21 protein-coding genes and 1 rRNA gene are annotated in these 18802 nt (G+C 46.0%); 14 read left to right on the forward strand and 8 right to left on the reverse strand.

Annotated features, from left to right (window positions below; all coding sequences use genetic code 11):
- Positions 1–18: 18 nt before the first annotated feature.
- On the reverse strand, positions 19–216 hold the full coding sequence (locus MWM02_RS07000; RefSeq protein ID WP_064550270.1) for a YppF family protein: 198 nt from the start codon (positions 214–216) through the stop codon (positions 19–21).
- A 165-nt stretch (positions 217–381) separates the two neighbouring features.
- Here MWM02_RS07000 and MWM02_RS07005 point away from each other — a divergent pair, with 165 nt between their 5' ends.
- Positions 382–723 carry a YppG family protein gene (locus MWM02_RS07005; RefSeq protein WP_064550338.1) on the forward strand — a complete coding sequence of 114 codons (342 nt, stop codon included), beginning with the start codon at positions 382–384 and terminating at the stop codon, positions 721–723.
- A 37-nt stretch (positions 724–760) separates the two neighbouring features.
- On the opposite strand, the gene MWM02_RS07010 is transcribed toward MWM02_RS07005, so the two are convergent.
- Positions 761–1015 carry a sigma-G-dependent sporulation-specific acid-soluble spore protein CsgA gene (locus MWM02_RS07010; protein WP_064550271.1) on the reverse strand — a complete coding sequence of 85 codons (255 nt, stop codon included), beginning with the start codon at positions 1013–1015 and terminating at the stop codon, positions 761–763.
- Positions 1015–1203 (reverse strand): hypothetical protein, encoded by a 189-nt coding sequence (locus MWM02_RS07015; protein ID WP_244403299.1) that lies wholly within the window; start codon positions 1201–1203, stop codon positions 1015–1017. Before MWM02_RS07015 ends, MWM02_RS07010 begins: the two co-directional genes overlap by 1 nt.
- Positions 1204–1321: 118 nt before the next feature.
- Here MWM02_RS07015 and MWM02_RS07020 point away from each other — a divergent pair, with 118 nt between their 5' ends.
- Positions 1322–1465: a hypothetical protein gene (locus MWM02_RS07020; RefSeq protein WP_198401536.1), complete on the forward strand. Its 144-nt coding sequence runs from the start codon at positions 1322–1324 to the stop codon at positions 1463–1465.
- 43 nt (positions 1466–1508) lie between these two features.
- On the opposite strand, the gene MWM02_RS07025 is transcribed toward MWM02_RS07020, so the two are convergent.
- Positions 1509–1976, reverse strand: coding sequence for an Hsp20/alpha crystallin family protein (locus MWM02_RS07025; RefSeq protein WP_064550274.1), 468 nt, complete (start codon positions 1974–1976; stop codon positions 1509–1511).
- Between the two features lie 204 nt (positions 1977–2180).
- Between MWM02_RS07025 and MWM02_RS19360 the strand changes: the two genes are divergently transcribed.
- From MWM02_RS19360 to MWM02_RS07055, 7 genes are all read left to right on the forward strand, one after another.
- Positions 2181–2303, forward strand: a complete 123-nt coding sequence (locus MWM02_RS19360; protein ID WP_256462206.1) for a hypothetical protein — start codon at positions 2181–2183, stop codon at positions 2301–2303.
- A gap of 111 nt (positions 2304–2414) precedes the next feature.
- A complete protein-coding gene (locus MWM02_RS07030) occupies positions 2415–3089 on the forward strand; it encodes a response regulator transcription factor (protein WP_064550276.1) in 675 nt (224 codons plus the stop codon).
- Positions 3086–4483 carry a HAMP domain-containing sensor histidine kinase gene (locus MWM02_RS07035; RefSeq protein WP_064550278.1) on the forward strand — a complete coding sequence of 466 codons (1398 nt, stop codon included), beginning with the start codon at positions 3086–3088 and terminating at the stop codon, positions 4481–4483. Before MWM02_RS07030 ends, MWM02_RS07035 begins: the two co-directional genes overlap by 4 nt.
- A 15-nt stretch (positions 4484–4498) precedes the next feature.
- A complete protein-coding gene (locus tag MWM02_RS07040; RefSeq protein ID WP_198401537.1) occupies positions 4499–4657 on the forward strand; it encodes a hypothetical protein in 159 nt (52 codons plus the stop codon).
- 18 nt (positions 4658–4675) lie between these two features.
- Positions 4676–5236 carry a glycerol-3-phosphate responsive antiterminator gene (locus MWM02_RS07045; RefSeq protein WP_064550280.1) on the forward strand — a complete coding sequence of 187 codons (561 nt, stop codon included), beginning with the start codon at positions 4676–4678 and terminating at the stop codon, positions 5234–5236.
- A 224-nt stretch (positions 5237–5460) separates the two neighbouring features.
- Positions 5461–7113, forward strand: coding sequence for a glycerol-3-phosphate dehydrogenase/oxidase (locus tag MWM02_RS07050; protein ID WP_244403300.1), 1653 nt, complete (start codon positions 5461–5463; stop codon positions 7111–7113).
- Positions 7114–7257: 144 nt separating this feature from the next.
- Complete coding sequence (locus MWM02_RS07055) at positions 7258–9447, forward strand: alpha-galactosidase (RefSeq protein ID WP_244403301.1); 2190 nt, start codon at positions 7258–7260, stop codon at positions 9445–9447.
- Positions 9448–9477: 30 nt separating this feature from the next.
- Here MWM02_RS07055 and MWM02_RS07060 read toward each other — a convergent pair whose 3' ends face one another.
- Positions 9478–10260: an EcsC family protein gene (locus MWM02_RS07060; protein WP_244403302.1), complete on the reverse strand. Its 783-nt coding sequence runs from the start codon at positions 10258–10260 to the stop codon at positions 9478–9480.
- A 145-nt stretch (positions 10261–10405) separates the two neighbouring features.
- On the opposite strand from MWM02_RS07060, the gene MWM02_RS07065 reads away from it, so the two are divergent.
- Genes MWM02_RS07065 through MWM02_RS07080 form a run of 4 tightly spaced genes read left to right on the forward strand, consistent with a single transcriptional unit; the run spans position 10406 to position 15167 of the window.
- On the forward strand, positions 10406–11590 hold the full coding sequence (locus tag MWM02_RS07065; RefSeq protein WP_244403303.1) for a galactokinase: 1185 nt from the start codon (positions 10406–10408) through the stop codon (positions 11588–11590).
- Positions 11587–12573 carry a UDP-glucose 4-epimerase GalE gene (galE, locus tag MWM02_RS07070; RefSeq protein ID WP_244403304.1) on the forward strand — a complete coding sequence of 329 codons (987 nt, stop codon included), beginning with the start codon at positions 11587–11589 and terminating at the stop codon, positions 12571–12573. Before MWM02_RS07065 ends, galE begins: the two co-directional genes overlap by 4 nt.
- A complete protein-coding gene (gene galT / locus MWM02_RS07075; RefSeq protein ID WP_244403305.1) occupies positions 12570–14093 on the forward strand; it encodes a UDP-glucose--hexose-1-phosphate uridylyltransferase in 1524 nt (507 codons plus the stop codon). Before galE ends, galT begins: the two co-directional genes overlap by 4 nt.
- A 57-nt stretch (positions 14094–14150) precedes the next feature.
- Positions 14151–15167, forward strand: a complete 1017-nt coding sequence (locus MWM02_RS07080) for a LacI family DNA-binding transcriptional regulator (RefSeq protein ID WP_244403600.1) — start codon at positions 14151–14153, stop codon at positions 15165–15167.
- 24 nt (positions 15168–15191) lie between these two features.
- On the opposite strand, the gene MWM02_RS07085 is transcribed toward MWM02_RS07080, so the two are convergent.
- From MWM02_RS07085 to MWM02_RS07095, 3 genes are all read right to left on the reverse strand, one after another.
- Positions 15192–15635, reverse strand: coding sequence for an Hsp20/alpha crystallin family protein (locus MWM02_RS07085; RefSeq protein ID WP_244403306.1), 444 nt, complete (start codon positions 15633–15635; stop codon positions 15192–15194).
- A gap of 147 nt (positions 15636–15782) precedes the next feature.
- Positions 15783–16295 carry a DUF1648 domain-containing protein gene (locus MWM02_RS07090; RefSeq protein ID WP_244403307.1) on the reverse strand — a complete coding sequence of 171 codons (513 nt, stop codon included), beginning with the start codon at positions 16293–16295 and terminating at the stop codon, positions 15783–15785.
- Positions 16296–16415: 120 nt separating this feature from the next.
- A complete protein-coding gene (locus tag MWM02_RS07095) occupies positions 16416–16697 on the reverse strand; it encodes a hypothetical protein (RefSeq protein ID WP_064550294.1) in 282 nt (93 codons plus the stop codon).
- A gap of 498 nt (positions 16698–17195) precedes the next feature.
- Between MWM02_RS07095 and MWM02_RS07100 the strand changes: the two genes are divergently transcribed.
- Positions 17196–18752 (forward strand): 16S ribosomal RNA (locus tag MWM02_RS07100).
- Positions 18753–18802: the final 50 nt, after the last annotated feature.

The raw sequence follows: 18802 nt of genomic DNA on the forward strand, positions 1-18802 counted from the left end.
TTTCTATTTATCTATTCCTTAACTGACATATTCATTTTTATGATCTGGTTTATAAGCGCCGGCAAGCTCCAGTTCACGGGCGAGATCACGGTACTGTGCGATCGTGATCTCGCCGCGTAAATACATTTGCCGCGTAAAATCAAGGAGTTCATTCACATCAGTCGGTTCATAGTTTTTTACAGCGATGAACTTGTTTTTTAATTCCGCCATGTTCATCCTTCATTCCCCCTTCCCCTTTTTATATATAGTACCATGAAATATGGGAATTACGTGAATTCGGAAAATTAAAACTTCCGACAATTCATGACATATTCTTTATCACCATCCTGCGCTTTTGCACATATACTAATGGCAGCTTAAAATTGGAGGAGTAGATGCATGATGTATCGATATCCACGTCCTTTTTCCACGCCATTTTCTGCTTATGTACCATATCATCACGTCTGGCATCCATACCAATATGCTCCGCCGTTTCCTAGCCATTGGTCCGCCGGGCAGCAAAAACCTACCGCAATATCTCCGTATCCGACGCCATATCCGAAGCCCGGACCTTTGTTGACAACGCAGCCGGCTCCTGGCATTCAGTCGCTAATGGCACAGTTTAAAACACAGGACGGTACGTATGACATTAATAAAATGATGAACACAATGGGGCAAATGATTAATACTGTTAATCAAGTAAACGGAATGCTCAAAGGATTGATGAACACATTCAAAAAATAGGCTCCTCCTCCACGCTGTTTGTGGAGGAGGTTATTTTTTAAATGAGCAGTTCATACACTTCATTTAATTGATACGCCCGCTCCAAATCGCGCTCATCCATCGCATAGCGAATTTCACGCGGTAAAATGCGGTCTAAAAAAGTCGCTTCTTTCTGTGACAGGTCGCGAACAAATTCTCCTTCGTTTTTATACGGTTTGCTGAGCAGTTTTTGGTAAATGCGGCGCGGTGTGTCATCATGGTATTCCGTATAGTTTGATAAAATTTCCCGTAAATAAGCTAGTGTCTTCTCCATTAGGGTTCCTCTCCTTGAAAAAACGCTTCGAATGTTTTGCTTATGGTCTTTTTTCCTTGCGCGTACGGGTTTCCCACGGTAGCTTGCTTTGGATCCAATTTTGTTTTTATAACTAACATTGGTTCATCTGCCGGCTCATTAATGATTCGGTCTGTTAATGAATCAAAACCAGGCAATGTCTTTTTCATTATCTGCCACCTCCTATAAGTAGAGTGAGTCACCTTTGACAAAAGTATGTATTGTGCATGAAACGATTAATCGAACGAGAAACGGCATAAGCTAAAATTAAATGGGAGGTGAACGGTCGTGACAAATCGCAATGATAACCGTGAACGAAAAAACAAATATCCGAACAGCCGTGAAGAAATGGGAAAAGAATGGGATATTCAAAAAGACCCGACTCCGGAAATCAATAATAAATATGGGAGTAAATCGCATAAAAATTCGTAACATACGAAAGGGCTGTCCATTGTTTTGGACATGCCCTTTTTTCTTATTCAATATCGATATATTTTCGTTTTTGCGGCAGACGAATGACAAGTTTGCCGTTTTGCCATGACGCTTTCACTTCTTTTTCACTAACGTGGTAAGGCAATGGGATCGTTCGGACAATATGCTGGCGTATTCGGCGTTGTTGATATAAATGATTTTGTTCATCCGTTGCTTCGATCGTTTCATTATTTTGAATGACTAGTTGCAGATGGTCATCGGCAAATTGCAATTGGATTTGATTCCGCTTTACATCAGGAAGATGAACGATCATCGCAAATTCGTCTTTCGTTTCGCGAATATCAACTGGGATATAGGCATGGGAAAACGTTTGTTGGAAGTATTCATCTAGCGTTTCCATCATGTTTTTTAACGGCCGTTCGTCAAAAAAATGGTCGACCATCTCCCATAAATGTTGGAACGGGTTATGATTCCCCTCTTTTTTCATCGGCGGCTGAAACTGATCGCTCATTTCTCCATAGCCCTCCTTTTGCGCATTATTCTTTAGTTCCAATGTATGTACAGCAATAAAAAAAGTCACTCTTATTTTTTAAGGAATTTTAATGTGTTTTTAACGTTTATCGCATATGATGGCGTTACAAAGAAAAAAGATCGCGCCTATTTTGCTCGCGGCACGATCGCAAGAAACCGCTAGCAAACAAAAGGAGGAGGCGCAATGCATATTTTTCATTGGTTAGTTACGTTGTTTTTTTCTGGCACAGCTGTATCACTCCTTTCTTATCAAGCGTTCGAAATCGTTCAAGCGTTTATCGATTTTTTAGTCGACCGTCATTCGTAAGCGCCGCAAAATAAAACAAGGAATGTATCATTGCTAATCGCATGAGGCGGTTGGCTTTTCTTTTTGGTATGATAAAAGTAAAACGAAACGGGAATAAAGCGAGGGAGACAGATGAATCATCGCGTTTTAATCATTGAAGATGAAGCGAATTTAGCGCGATTTATTGAGCTTGATTTAACCCATGAAGGATATGAAGTGCGTGTAAGCCATGATGGCAGGGAAGGTCTTGAATTGGCGCTGTCGGAAGAGTGGGGGCTTATTTTATTGGATGTCATGCTTCCAAGTCTTAACGGGATGGAAGTATGTCGCCGCATCCGTGCGGTAAAACAAACTCCGATCATTATGATTACGGCAAGAGACAGCGTTTTTGACCGTGTCATGGGGTTGGATAACGGCGCGGATGACTATATAGTGAAGCCATTTGCCATCGAGGAGCTGCTTGCTCGCATCCGCGCGCTGTTTCGACGCGTTCACGCTTCCACGGAAGAACGTTTACTGACGTTTAAAGATTTAACGGTGGACTTGAACGCTCGCACTGTAAAAAAAGGAGATCAATTCATCGAATTAACCAAACGGGAATACGATTTGTTAGTGACGTTTTTACAAAATACGAATATTGTTCTAACTCGTGACACGTTATTAAATAAAGTATGGGGATTTGACACCGAGGTGGAAACGAACGTCGTTGATGTATATGTCCGCTATTTGCGCCATAAACTTGATGAAACAGATAAAGAGCGTTATATCCAAACGGTGCGGGGCGCTGGATATGTGATGCGGTCATGAAACTTTTTCGGATGGAAAACGTCTCATTAAAATGGAAACTTACGTTTCTTTCTGCCATCGCCATTTTTATTACTTACTTTGTTTTTACGTTTTTGCAATATCATGTTGTGAAGCAATGGCTGCTGAACGAAGAAGAGAAAGCGATGAAAAAAACGGTTGAAGAAATTGAAACTTATTATGCTGAAAAACGTAATTTATCATGGAAAGATATTCGTCAAAGCGAACAGTTGCTGGAAAAATTAAACGAAAAGTATCAAATGATTCGGGTGCTTGACGGCAAAGGAAACGTTGTTGTTTCTGTTTCCAACGGCGCTTCCGTCTCTTTGTCGCCAAGCGGCGCTCCAAAAGAGATGCAGATGGATTATCATTTTGTAAACGATGAACGTTTCATTATTTTGCGGGAACCTTTACATACTTCGACGGTAAATGGAACGATCGAAATCGCGCGCCGCCTTGTGAAATTTCAACAAGTGATCAATACGTTGTTTATTATCATGACCGTAATCGGGATCGCGGCGATGATTACGAGTGCTTTTGCCGGCAGGCTTGTTGCCCAAAGTTTTGTTGGGCGTCTAAAAACGTTGACGGAAACAATGATGGATATCAAAAATAAAGGAATGCAAAAGCGGATCGACGTTCCGGCTTCCAATGACGAAATGTCAGAGCTAATGATGATGTTCAATGAAATGATGGATGAGATCGAACATTCGTTTGAACAGCAAAAACAATTTGTAGAAGATGCTTCCCATGAACTGCGGACGCCGATCGCTATTTTAGAAGGCCATCTTTCTCTATTGGAACGGTGGGGAAAACATAATCCCGACATTTTAGAAGAGTCGTTGAAAGCGGCAACGCAAGAGGTGGGGCGTTTAAGAAAATTAGTGCTTGAGCTATTGGATTTATCGCGTGCGGAAGCGATCACGATTCCGAATGATATCGCGCCGATTGACCCGACACAAACAATCGAACAAGTAGTGAAAAATTTCCATGTTCTTTATCCTGATTTTCAATTTGTCGTTCACAATTCGTTGAATCGAGCGGTGCGGATTCGAATGGCAAAATATCATTTAGAACAATTGCTGTTGATTTTGTTAGATAATGCGGTAAAATATTCGCAACAAGCGAAACAAGTGACGATCTCTATAAAAGAAGAAAAGCGGTTTGTTACGATTGCGGTAAGGGACTGCGGCATTGGAATACCACGAGACGAATTGGAAAAAGTGTTTTTGCGGTTTTATCGCGTGGACAAAGCGCGAAGCCGCGAAAAAGGTGGCGTCGGCCTTGGATTAGCGATCGCGAAAGAAATTATCGATAAATACGACGGGCAGATTACGATTGACAGCGAAGTCGGCAAAGGAACGACTGTCGAGTTGTCGGTCCCGAAAGCAAAATAAAGAAAGGTGAGATGAATGGAACATCTTCACGAAGGAACAATAATGCGCAAGAAAAATATTCAGCACGTTGTGGAAAAGTTTCGCAAACGCGGAGTAAAAATTGCGACTTGCAAGCCGCGGACAATGATGTCATTGTCTTGCTTGGAAGAAATCGAGGCGGAACGAAATAGATGATGAAAAAGGGGAGAAGCAATGGATATTCATTGTCAGAAAATCATCCCTGCGATGAAGACGATGAAGGATTTTGAGAAATTTTTAAATAGCTGCTATACGTATGGAGTGTTATTGGAAATACATATTTCGCAACTGAAAAGCGTGTTTCATTACGCACGCCAGCACGGAAAAAAACTGATCGTTCATGCGGATTTAATTCAAGGGTTAAGCCACGATGAGCATGGAGCGGAATATTTATGTCAGGAATTTCGTCCGCATGGGCTGATTTCCACAAGGGGAAATGTCATCATAAAGGCAAAGCAAAAAAAGGTGCTTGCGATTCAGCGCGTTTTTTTGCTTGATTCCCACGCGCTTGAAAAAAGTTATCAGCTGATTGAAAAAACGCAGCCCGACTGCATTGAAGTGATTCCAGGAGCAATGCCCCATATGATTCGTGAAGTGAAGGAACGGACGGGAAAGCCGATTTATGCCGGCGGATTGATCCGCACCGTGGATGACGTCGAGCGCGCCCTTACAGCGGGAGCGGTTGCGGTGACTACTTCCAATAAAGAGCTGTGGAAACATTATGAGAGCCGTTAATGTTTTCTATACGGGAAGGACAAGAGAAAAGCCACGCCGGCGGGGAAAGTTTCTTGCCTAAGAAACTTTCCGCATTTTACTAGCCAACCAAGCTGTTTTTCGCTATAATAAAAATAAGTTAATAATCAGTCAGGAGACAAGGAGAGACCATGCATGCATGATAGGCGGAAGCTTATCGTGTTTGCAGGGGTCTCTTTTTGTTTTTAATAAAGGGGGAATTTTTCATGACATCGGCATTGTTTTCAAGTAAACAACGCCGCCAGCGTTTGGAAGAAATGAGCAAAGAACATTACGATATATTAGTGGTAGGAGGTGGCATTACCGGTTGCGGCATTGCGTTAGATGCCGTCTCGCGCGGTATGAAAACGGCGCTGGTGGAAATGCAAGATTTTGCGGCGGGGACGTCGAGCCGCTCGACAAAGCTCGTTCACGGCGGGCTTCGTTATCTGAAGCAACTGGAAGTGAAAATGGTTGCCGAAGTCGGCAGAGAGCGGGCGATCGTCTATGAAAACGGGCCGCACGTGACGACGCCGGAGTGGATGCTTTTGCCGATTCATAAAGGTGGAACGTTCGGCAAATGGAGCACATCGCTCGGCCTGTGGGTGTACGACCATTTAGCCGGCGTGAAGCGAAGCGAGCGGCGCAAGATGCTAAGCGCCAAAGAGACGATGCAAAAAGAGCCGCTATTGAAACGGGAAGGATTGCGCGGCGGCGGCTATTACGTCGAATACCGCACCGACGATGCCCGTTTGACGATCGAAGTGATCAAAAAAGCGGTGGAATTAGGGGCTGATGCCGTCAACTATACGAAAGTAGAACAATTTCTGTACAATGAAAGCGGCAAAATCATTGGCGCCCGCTGCCGCGATCAGCTTAGCGGCCGCACGTATGAAATCCGCGCGAAAAAAGTGATCAACGCCGCCGGACCGTGGGTCGACACGTTGCGCGAAAAAGACCATTCAAAAACGGGAAAACGACTGCAGCTGACAAAAGGGGTTCATATCGTCATCGACCAAAAACGGTTTCCGTTAAAGCAAGCGATTTATTTTGATACACCGGACGGCCGCATGGTATTTGCGATTCCGCGCGACGGGAAAACGTACGTCGGCACAACTGATACGTTTTACAATGAAGATATTGCCAACCCGACGATGACGGAAGAAGACCGTGACTATTTATTGCGCGCTATTCATTATATGTTCCCGTCCGTCCGCATCACTGCCGCTGATGTGGAATCGAGCTGGGCAGGTGTCCGACCGCTCATCTACGAAGAAGGAAAAGATCCGTCGGAAATTTCTCGCAAAGACGAAATTTGGCAATCGCCGACCGGATTAATTACGATCGCCGGCGGCAAACTAACTGGTTACCGGAAAATGGCGGAAACGGTCGTCGACTTAGTGGCAAAGCTATTGGCGAAAGAAGAAGGAAGAACGTTCCGTCCATGCCAAACGAAACAATTGCCGATCTCCGGCGGGGATGTCGGCGGCTCTCAGCAATTGCCGGCCTTTATCGCGAAAAAAGCCGAAGAAGCGGTGCGATACGGATTGACGAAAGAAGAGGGGGAACGTTTAGCGAAAATATACGGCACCAACGTCGATCAATTATTCGAACTAAGCAAACAATACGATGCTTCCTGCGCCCTTTCCCGCGAGCAGTTTGTCCGCCTTGTATATGCTATGGATTACGAAATGGCGGCAAAGCCGATCGACTACTTTATCCGCCGCACCGGCGCGCTCTTGTTTGACATCGCTTCCGTCCGCCGTCAGAAAGACCGCGTTGTCGCCTTTATGGCCGATTATTTGCAATGGACAGAAGAACAAAGGGCGGCTTATACAAAGGAACTGGAAAAAGCGCTAAGGGAGGCGGTGCTGGCGTAAATGCAATCATGCGTCATCATGGCGCCCACTCATTTGGGCGCCGTTTTTTTGAGAAAACAGGTTGTTTTATACTTAATTTTTACTTAAAATAGGTAAAAATATAATAAGTGCTTGCTGCTGACCAGTATCGATAGGGGGATGAGAATGGGGATTACCTATGATCCAATCATAAAAATGTTCCATCTGCAAGCAAACGATATGAGTTACATGATGCAACTTGTTGGCCGCGGATATTTGACCCACTTTTACTGGGGAAAAAGAATTCGAAAAGCGAATGGCTCTCGAAAACTCCGGTTTCTCGCCCGCCCGTTCTCCCCTAATCCCAATCCATCCGCCCGCGCGTTTTCTTTAGATACACTGCCGCAAGAATACCCGGCGTACGGCAACACGGATTTTCGCGCACCGGCATATCAAGTGCAATTGGAAAACGGAGCGACGATCTCGGATTTGCGCTACACAACGCATCGCATTTATAAAGGAAAGCCGAAGTTAGAAGGGCTGCCGGCTACTTATGTGGAAAACGAAAACGAGGCGGAAACGTTAGAAATCGTATTGGAAGACCGCGTGATCGGATTACACGTCACGTTGCTTTATACGGTGTATGAGCGATGGAATGTGATGACGCGTTCTGCCCGCTTTGACAACCGCGGCGCGGAACGGGTCAGGCTGTTGCGGGCGTTAAGCATGAATGTAGATTTCCCGCATGCTGACTATGAATGGCTGCATCTTCCGGGAGCGTGGGCGCGGGAGAGAGCGGTGGAAAGGCGGCCGCTTGTCACCGGCATGCAGTCGGTTGAAAGCCGCCGCGGAGCCAGCAGCCACCAGCAAAATCCATTTATCGCCCTGCTGAGAAAAAATACTAATGAGGATGTAGGGGAAGTATACGGCTTTAGCCTTGTATACAGCGGCAATTTTCTCGCCCAAGTCGAAGTCGACCAATTCCAGACGACGCGCGTATCCATGGGAATCAACCCGTTTGATTTTACGTGGCTGTTAGAACCGGGCGAGTCGTTCCAGACGCCGGAAGTGGTGATGGTGTATTCCGATCAAGGATTAAATGGAATGTCGCAAACTTATCATCAGCTGTACCGCACCCGCTTAGCGCGCGGGGCGTTCCGCGACCGGGAGCGCCCAATTCTCATCAATAACTGGGAAGCGACATATTTTCATTTTAATGAAGAAAAAATTTTGCGCCTTGCGAAAACAGCGGCGGAATTAGGAATTGAACTATTTGTGCTCGATGACGGTTGGTTTGGCAAACGCGATGATGATCGCAGTTCATTAGGAGATTGGTTCGTCAATAAACAGAAGCTGCCAAATGGACTAGGAGGGCTGGCAAAAAACATTAACCAAATGGGAATGAAGTTTGGCCTATGGGTGGAACCAGAAATGGTTTCGGTTGACAGCGAGCTGTATCGGAAACATCCGGACTGGTGCCTCCATGTGCCGAACCGTCCGAGATCGGAAGGACGAAATCAGCTTGTATTAGACTATTCCCGCAAAGAAGTGTGCGACTATATCATTCAAGTCATTTCCGACGTGTTGGCGAGCGCGCCGATTTCGTATGTCAAATGGGATATGAACCGTCATATGACGGAAATCGGCTCTGCCGCCCTGCCGCCAGAGCGACAGCGCGAAACGGCTCACCGCTATATGTTAGGGTTGTACCGCGTCATGGAAGAAATAACGTCCCGTTTTCCGCATGTTTTGTTTGAGAGCTGTTCGGGCGGCGGAGGCCGGTTTGACCCAGGAATGCTGTATTACATGCCGCAAACGTGGACGAGCGACAATACGGACGCGGTTTCCCGCTTAAAAATCCAATACGGCACCAGCCTTGTTTATCCAATCAGCGCGATAGGCGCGCACGTGTCGGCGGTGCCGAACCACCAAGTTCATCGCATTACATCGTTGGAAATGCGCGGTCATGTGGCGATGTCGGGAAATTTTGGCTATGAGCTCGATTTAACGAAACTAAGCGAGGAAGAAAAACAAAAAGTAAAAGAACAAGTGGCATTTTACAAAGAAATCCGCCGTCTTGTCCAATTTGGGACGTTTTACCGGATGCTCAGCCCGTTTGAAGGCAATGAGGCGGCATGGATGTTCGTATCCGAGGACCAATCGGAAGCATTGGTCGCCTACTTCCGCGTGCTGGCGGAAGCGAATGCGCCGCTGTCGTTCATACGGTTAAAAGGGCTGGATCCTAAGAAAGATTACAAACTCGTCGGCAGCGGGGAAATATATGGCGGCGATGAACTGATGCATATAGGGTTAAATGTGCCGCAGCGGCGCGGCGACTTCGTTAGCATCATTTGGCGGTTAAAAGCAGCTCGTTAATGGACAAAAAGACCGGTGTCTAGCATGTGGCTAGGCACCGGCTTCTAGTTGGGTGAGTTTTTCCAAAATGCGCCGCTTCCGATAGAGCATTTTTCCTGTTTCGGCAATGTCCTCGATAAACGCTTTGTTAAACATTGCACCAAAAACAATACCAACGATCGGAACGAATTGAAACAGTTTTTTCCAACCGTATTGATCGCGAAACGTCATCATCACTTCGCGCCAGCCTTGAAGCTGGGAAAAGACTTGCTGGTGATGGTCGGAAAACGATGTGAGCTGATCGAGAATCGCCTTTTTGCCAACAATATCGGAGGAGACGAATTGCAAACATTTCACAATAAAAATTCTCTCTTTTTTCTCCTTCGGATTGTAACCGTAGACGATGGCGATTTCCTGCAGCGTTTTTAAAGCGAGGCCGAGAAGGGCGGGAATATCGATCGCCAGCGTCAACGCGCCGCCGACGCCTGTCGTTGCCCCTTGAATTTGAGCAAACGTCACGCGCGCGTCGATTAATTCATCACAAACGCGGTCCATGTGCGCAAGCGGCAACTGTGCCACTTGTTCTAACGACGGGACGCCAAGCCTCTCCAATATCTTTTCTTCTTTCACTAAATATTGCCCGCCGCTTTGGATATAGCTGCCAAGCTCATCAAGCAGCTGCCCGACTTTTTTATGTACGAAGTTTGGCGTAAGCTTATCGAGCACTTTAAACGGCAGCCGTCCAAGCTTTTCCCAAAACCATAAGTCTTTTTGCTCTTGTTCCCAGCGGGTAATGGCTTGCAGTTCTTGTTCGAGCGCTTGTTTCGTTTCCATTCCGCAACCTCCTTATATATAAAATGAATAAACGGGCAATCGATTATACGTGTGACAAGAAGAAATGTTTCATTATTATTGATTTTTACTAAATTTTTTACTAAAATATTTACTAAGCGATTTGCTTTTATTGGAAGGAGTAATGATGATGACAAACTGGAAAGAAGAATTTATACAGTTATTTGCCGGCACGAAGGAGGACATCCGCATCTTCTTCGCACCAGGCCGCGTCAACTTAATCGGCGAGCATACCGACTATAACGGCGGGCATGTGCTGCCATGTGCTTTGGAAATCGGCACGTATGCGCTCGTACGCAAAACAGCTAATCCGTTTATTCGCTTTTACTCAAAAAACTTTCCAGAAACCGGGATCATTACGGTATCTTATGATGATTTGTCTTACCAAGAACAACATGGATGGGCGAACTATCCGAAAGGAATTATTGCTGCGTTTCAGTTGTTTTGTCCGATCGAGACGGGACTCGATATTTTGTATTACGGGACGATCCCGAACGGAGCTGGATTATCATCGTCCGCTTCTATCGAGCTGGTGACGGCGGTCATGCTTAATGAGCTATTTGCGCAGCATATCGATATGCTTGAACTTGTGAAAATGAGTCAAAAAGTAGAAAATGAATATGTTGGCGTCAATTGCGGCATTATGGATCAGTTTGCCGTCGGAATGGGAAAGCGAAACCATGCAATGCTGCTAAACTGCCAAACATTGGAGTACCGCTATTTACCCGTTTCGATGAGCAATTGTTCGATTGTCATCGCCAACACAAACAAAAAGCGCGGCCTGGCCGATTCGGCATATAACGAACGGCGGGCGACATGCGAGGCAGTTTTGGTGAAATTGCAGAAACATATAAACATTGCTTCACTGGGTGATTTGACAAGCGAGCAGTTGGAAGAGTATAAGCATCTTCTTTCTCCGCTTGAACAACAGCGCGCCCGCCATGCCGTGACGGAAAACGAGCGGACGATAGAGGCAGCGGCCGCGTTGGAAAAGGGAGATTTGGCGCGCTTTGGCGAGTTAATGAAACAATCACACATTTCGCTGCGCGATGACTATGAAGTGACAGGGACCGAACTAGATACGCTTGTCGAAGCGGCGTGGAAGCACGAAGGGACGATCGGCGCCCGCATGACCGGCGCTGGTTTTGGCGGCTGCACGGTGAACATCGTGAAAGATGCGTACATTCCTGACTTTATCGAACGAGTCGGTAAAGAGTACGTCGAAAAAATCGGCTATGAAGCTAGTTTTTATGTCGTGAAAATCGGCGACGGAGCGAGAGAAATCACAGAAACAAAGGAGATGAGCGTATGATTCTTGTCTGCGGCGGCGCAGGCTACATCGGCAGTCATGCTGTATATCGCTTGATCGAAAAGGGAGAAAAAGTTATTGTTGTTGATAATTTGCAAACAGGGCATCGTGAAGCAGTTCATCGGGAAGCGGTCTTTTACCAAGGGGATATTCGCGACCGCGCGTTTTTGCGCGACGTATTTCGCAAGCATGAGATCGATACGGTGATTCATTTCGCCGCCAACTCCCTTGTCGGCGAAAGCATGCAAGAGCCGCTCAAATATTACGATAACAACGTGTACGGCACGCAAGTATTGCTGGAAATCATGAACGAGTTCGGTGTCAAGCAAATCGTGTTTTCTTCGACGGCGGCAGTGTATGGAGAACCAAAGCGAATTCCAATTGTAGAAACGGATCCGACGATGCCGACCAACACATATGGAGAAACGAAATTGGCAATGGAAAAAATGATGAAATGGGTCAACCGTGCCTACGGAATCCGCTATATTTCGCTGCGTTATTTTAACGTCGCCGGCGCTTACGGCACGTTGATTGGCGAAGATCATGACCCGGAAACACATCTTATTCCATTAATTTTAAAAGTGCCGCTTGGTCAACGTGAAGCAATTCATATTTTTGGTGATGATTACAATACCCATGACGGCACGTGCATTCGCGACTATATTCACGTGCTCGATCTAGTTGACGCGCACATTCTGGCGGTGGAAAAACTACGGAGCGGTGCGGAAAGCAACGTATACAATTTAGGAAACGGCAACGGCTTTACCGTTAAAGAAGTGATCGAAGCGGCGCGGAAAGTTACCGGCCATCCGATCCCAGCGCGTGTCATGGCGCGGCGCCCGGGCGATCCAGCGAAGCTTGTCGCATCCGCAGAAAAAGCAAAGCGCGAGCTAGGATGGGAACCAAAATACACATCCATTATCGATATTGTCGCTTCGGCATGGGAATGGCATCAGGCGAACCCATACGGATATCGAGGTGCATGACAGTGGCGGACATTTTGACGGCGATAGAACAGCTGATCCAATACGGGGTAAAAAGCGGCCTGCTTCCACGCGAAGATATTGTTTATGCGCGCAATCGCCTGCTAGCGGCGCTGCGGTTAGAGGAGTGGAAGCCAGCGGAGGTAAAGGACACGCCCTTTGCCTCCCTTTCTCCGATCTTAGAGACGATTTTAAATTGGGCGTATGAACGCGGTCTTTTGGAAACGAATACAACGACGGAGCGGGATATATGGGGCGCCAAGCTAATAAACTGTTTAATGCCGCGCCCATCCGAAGTGATCCGTGAATTTTATGCCAAATATCATAAAGAACCGAAACTGGCAACCGACTGGTTTTATTCCTTAAGCAAAGCCTCCAACTACATTCAAACAGCGCGGATTGCGAAAAATAGACAATGGAAAGTGAAAACAGCATACGGAGAGATTGATATTACCATCAATTTATCGAAACCAGAGAAAGATCCGAAAGAAATCGCGAAATTAAAAGATGCTCCACCATCTTCGTATCCGCGTTGCTTGTTATGCAAAGAAAATGAAGGATATGAAGGGACGTGGCACCATCCAGCACGCTCCAACCACCGCGTCATTCCGATAACGTTATTAGATGAGACGTGGTATTTTCAATATTCTCCGTATATGTATTACAATGAGCATTGCATCGTGTTCCACGAGGAGCATGTGCCGATGAAAATGGAACGGAAAACGTTCGCGCGCTTGCTTGATTTCATTGAAAAGTTTCCGCATTATTTCATCGGCTCGAATGCCGATTTGCCAATTGTCGGCGGTTCGATTTTGGCTCATGATCATTTTCAAGGCGGAAACTATACGTTTGCGATGGAAAAAGCGGAAATCGAAGAGTACATTTTGTTTCCGTCTTTTCCATCATTGACAGCAGGAATCGTGCGCTGGCCGATGTCAGTAATCCGCCTGCGCGGCAAAAAAGAAGAAGTACTCGAAGCAGCGGATTGCATTTACGAAACATGGCGGACGTATAGCGACCCGAGCGTCGACATCTATTCCAACAGCGGAGATGTTCCGCATAACACCGTCACGCCAATCGCGAGACGCCGTGGCGATTTGTTTGAAATGGATATCGTGTTGCGTAACAATCGAACATCTGAGGAACATCCATACGGCATTTTTCACCCTCATGAAGAATTGCATCATATTAAAAAAGAAAATATCGGCTTAATTGAAGTGATGGGTCTTGCCGTGCTTCCAGGAAGACTAGCAAGCGAATTAGATACACTGGCAACATATCTTGTCCAGAATACGCAAAAAGATGAGTGGGACGAAACGCTTTTAAAACACCGGGATTGGTACGAGCAAATTCGTGCCACTTACTCGAATATTACGGAAGAAAATGTATTGGGCATTTTGCGTCACGAAGTAGGACAGCGCTTTATTACCGTCCTAGAGCATGCGGGCGTGTTTAAACGCAATGAGAAAGGGAAACAGGCATTTCACACCTTCTTGCAGAAAGTGCGGAAGAAGTTGTCATGATTTGGAGGGAACGTTCAAAGGATAAAAATATTATAAGGAAGGGATCTATTGGAAACAATGGCGACATTAAAAGAAATCGCGGAAAAAGTCGGAGTATCGGTGGCAACGGTGTCGCGCGTGCTTAATTATGACACCACTTTGTCAGTGTCGGATGAAACGAGAAAACGCATTTTCGAAGTGGCCCAGCAGCTAAACTATAAAACGCTGCGGGAACGCAGCCAACAAGCGAAAGAACGGTTTCGCTTCGGTCTTATTCATTGGTATTCGGAACGGCAAGAACTTGATGATCCGTATTATATGGCGATTCGTTTAGGGGTAGAAAAAGAATGTTTTGAACGACAGATCGAGTTGGTAAAGCTGTTTAAACAAAACGGTTCTTATCCAGAAGAACGGATGGAACATTTGGATGGTATCATTGCGGTAGGAAAATTTGGACCGAAAGATGTAAGTGCGTTTGTAGCAAGAACCGAGCATATTGTATTTGTTGATTGTTCGCCGGATGAGCAAAAGTTTGACTCCGTTGTCATTGATTTAAGGAAATCAACGATTATGGTGTTAGACCATCTTCTTCAGCTCGGTCATCAAAAAATCGGCTATATTGGCGGGCGCGAATATGTGGACGGACAAACACCTCTTCATGATGAGCGCGAAGCAACGTTTTACGAATATTTGTATTTGAAAGGAATATATGATTCACGATATGTATGGACAGGCAGCTTTACCGCCGAAGACGGTTATCGATTAATGAAACAAGCAATTTCTGCGAAAGATCTTCCGACCGCGTTTTTCATCGCCAGCGATTCGATGGCGATTGGGGCGCTGCGCGCACTTCATGAAGCGCAAATTCCGGTTCCTAATCATGTATCGATCGTCGGATTTAATGATCTTCCGACCGCAAAATTTGTCCACCCGCCATTAACAACGGTAAAAGTGTATACAGAGTTTATGGGAGAGACGGCAGTAGAACTGTTAGTAGAGAGGTTGACGACGAAACGAACTATTTGCAAAAAAGTGGTTGTGCCAACCAAACTTGTTGTTCGCGAAAGCAGTCAAGTATGTTTAAAAGGGAGCTGAATGCAGCAGCTCCCCTTTACTGGGTTAATGAAATTCGATATCGACGCGCTTTTTCGGACCGGATGTTGTTTTTGGGATATGAATATCGAGCACACCGTTTTTATATGTTGCTTTAATGTTGTCTGTAGCTGCATCTGATGGCAGCGTAATAGAACGTTGAAAACGGCCGAAAAAGCGTTCTCGGCGGTGCATTTGTTCTTCTTTCACGCTTTGGTGGCGTTGAATAGTTCCGCTAATAGTTAAAACATTGTTGTGTACGTCGATATGCACGTCTTCTTTTTTCTCCAGACCCGGAAGATCGCAGGAAACAACATATTCGGTTTCTGTTTCGTGCATATCCATGCGCGGCATTCCGATATGATCTTCCAAATGGGAAAAGAAAGATGGAAAATCCGTTGAGAAAAATCGGTTAAGATCTCTACGCATTGTTTCGAAATGGCGAAATGGATCGTAAGGAATTAAAGACATATAAAATAGCGCCTCCTTTGACGTGATTTATTTACCATCATGTAGTTTGTATTGGATGGCGCCGTTTTATACAAAGACTGTTGTGTAAAAAATGGGGACTCCTGTGGAAGCACTTTAATGTATCGGACTAGTGAAACGGTGCCCTTATTACCTTAAACGAATTGATCTTACTATAAAAAAGCTTATCGAGCTGAAAAGGACGATAAGAAATAAAGGCAGATCCCAAGTCCCGAAAGTGATATCGTGTCCATATGCGGCTTTTATATCTTTCCAAATACTGTAGGATATATAAATGAGTATTTCATTTTTTATAACGTTAATCATGATCCGGCCATTTTTGTATTGCTGTTCTATATTTTTTTCTGTTAGATTGATGATATAATTATAAACGTGAGGGAACTTTTCAAGAACGGTAAGACTAATCCATAAAACAGCTCCTATAATCGGATGTAAAACAATTATTCCTTTGCTTCCCCATTTATCTATTTCTCCGAAAAAGTTATAGTGCATTGGTACTCGGTTCGGCAAGGAAGACCATTCCATCAACAAGTACAGGATACTTCCAATGAAAAGTAGTAATGTGGCGATATTAAGAGCAGTTTCTAATGGTGTTTTCTTTATTTTTAATACTGGCCGTTTTTGAACTTCGATTATTCTCACCTCCTGTATTTTCATATAAAGCACGGGTTATCAACTATTATAAACGATCTTTCCACTTATTTGAATGAAATAAACATTTTTTATAATAAGTGGATATTAACATTATGTTGGTGTTACAAGTTATTCTTTTATTTGTTCCATCACGTTTATGTGAATGTGAATTAATGATAATTTTTCTTGTTCAGATAGGTCGGAATTCATGATTCTGTTAATGGCGTAATAAAACTTTATTTCGGGTAATTGGCGTGCACGAGGATGCGTCATTTCATCACGCAGTTCTTTTTCAATCGTTTCATAAAGAAGTGCTTGGCTTTCTTGTTCATTCAGCTTCTTTGTGGTTAAAGAGCGATTCGTCCATAAGTGGCGGTATGCTTCTAATAATGTAGAAAATGAATGTTCCATTGCAATACTCCCTTCTTTTTTTTATGTTGTTTGCAAAGAAGCCTGTTATTATTATATAAAAAAGCAGAAACAGTTGGAAAAATATATTGACAAAATAGAAATAAGTTTGTAACATATAAATCGTCTTTTCAAATAGATTGCTCAAATAAAAAATAATATTGACAACGTATGATAATTTGAATAAAATCAATAATTGCTCGAAGGAACAAAACTATTAAAAGTATTGACAATGTTTGATGTTTAGTTATAATATGTTGTCAGATAAATGGATGGTTTAATGTTCCTTGAAAACTGAACAAAACGAAGCGTCCACATAGAAAAGCGAAGGCGACTGATTAGCCCCGGCAGGCGCTGGAGGGCTCGCGAGGAGGCGGTTGCCGCCACAGCGAGACCGAAGCGTCCCGAGGGGCTAGGAGCCGGAGCTAGACAATAAGAAAAGCGAAGGCGACTGGCATCTTTTGGTGTCGGAGCCGAAATTGAAGATAAGCCAATCCACTTTCTATGGAGAGTTTGATCCTGGCTCAGGACGAACGCTGGCGGCGTGCCTAATACATGCAAGTCGAGCGGACCGGGCGGAAGCTTGCTTCCGCTTGGTTAGCGGCGGACGGGTGAGTAACACGTGGGTAACCTGCCCGTAAGACCGGGATAACTCCGGGAAACCGGAGCTAATACCGGATAACACCGAAGACCGCATGGTCTTCGGTTGAAAGGCGGCTTCGGCTGCCACTTGCGGATGGGCCCGCGGCGCATTAGCTAGTTGGTGAGGTAACGGCTCACCAAGGCGACGATGCGTAGCCGGCCTGAGAGGGTGACCGGCCACACTGGGACTGAGACACGGCCCAGACTCCTACGGGAGGCAGCAGTAGGGAATCTTCCGCAATGGACGAAAGTCTGACGGAGCGACGCCGCGTGAGCGAAGAAGGTCTTCGGATCGTAAAGCTCTGTTGTTAGGGAAGAAGAAGTGCCGTTCGAACAGGGCGGCACGGTGACGGTACCTAACGAGAAAGCCCCGGCTAACTACGTGCCAGCAGCCGCGGTAATACGTAGGGGGCGAGCGTTGTCCGGAATTATTGGGCGTAAAGCGCGCGCAGGCGGTCCCTTAAGTCTGATGTGAAAGCCCACGGCTTAACCGTGGAGGGTCATTGGAAACTGGGGGACTTGAGTGCAGAAGAGGAGAGCGGAATTCCACGTGTAGCGGTGAAATGCGTAGAGATGTGGAGGAACACCAGTGGCGAAGGCGGCTCTCTGGTCTGTAACTGACGCTGAGGCGCGAAAGCGTGGGGAGCAAACAGGATTAGATACCCTGGTAGTCCACGCCGTAAACGATGAGTGCTAAGTGTTAGAGGGGTTATCCCTTTAGTGCTGTAGCTAACGCGTTAAGCACTCCGCCTGGGGAGTACGGCCGCAAGGCTGAAACTCAAAGGAATTGACGGGGGCCCGCACAAGCGGTGGAGCATGTGGTTTAATTCGAAGCAACGCGAAGAACCTTACCAGGTCTTGACATCCCCTGACAACCCTGGAGACAGGGCGTTCCTCCCTTCGGGAGGACAGGGTGACAGGTGGTGCATGGTTGTCGTCAGCTCGTGTCGTGAGATGTTGGGTTAAGTCCCGCAACGAGCGCAACCCTCGCCCCTAGTTGCCAGCATTCAGTTGGGCACTCTAGGGGGACTGCCGGTGACAAACCGGAGGAAGGTGGGGATGACGTCAAATCATCATGCCCCTTATGACCTGGGCTACACACGTGCTACAATGGGCGGTACAAAGGGCTGCGAACCCGCGAGGGGGAGCGAATCCCAAAAAGCCGCTCTCAGTTCGGATTGCAGGCTGCAACTCGCCTGCATGAAGCCGGAATCGCTAGTAATCGCGGATCAGCATGCCGCGGTGAATACGTTCCCGGGCCTTGTACACACCGCCCGTCACACCACGAGAGCTTGCAACACCCGAAGTCGGTGAGGTAACCCGCAAGGGAGCCAGCCGCCGAAGGTGGGGCAAGTGATTGGGGTGAAGTCGTAACAAGGTAGCCGTACCGGAAGGTGCGGCTGGATCACCTCCTTTCTAAGGACATCATCGTGAAAATAAAGTGGACGCGGAGTTTTGTTCAGTTT

The sequence above is a fragment of the Parageobacillus sp. KH3-4 genome (assembly GCF_022846435.1).
Lineage (GTDB): Bacteria > Bacillota > Bacilli > Bacillales > Anoxybacillaceae > Parageobacillus > Parageobacillus thermoglucosidasius_A.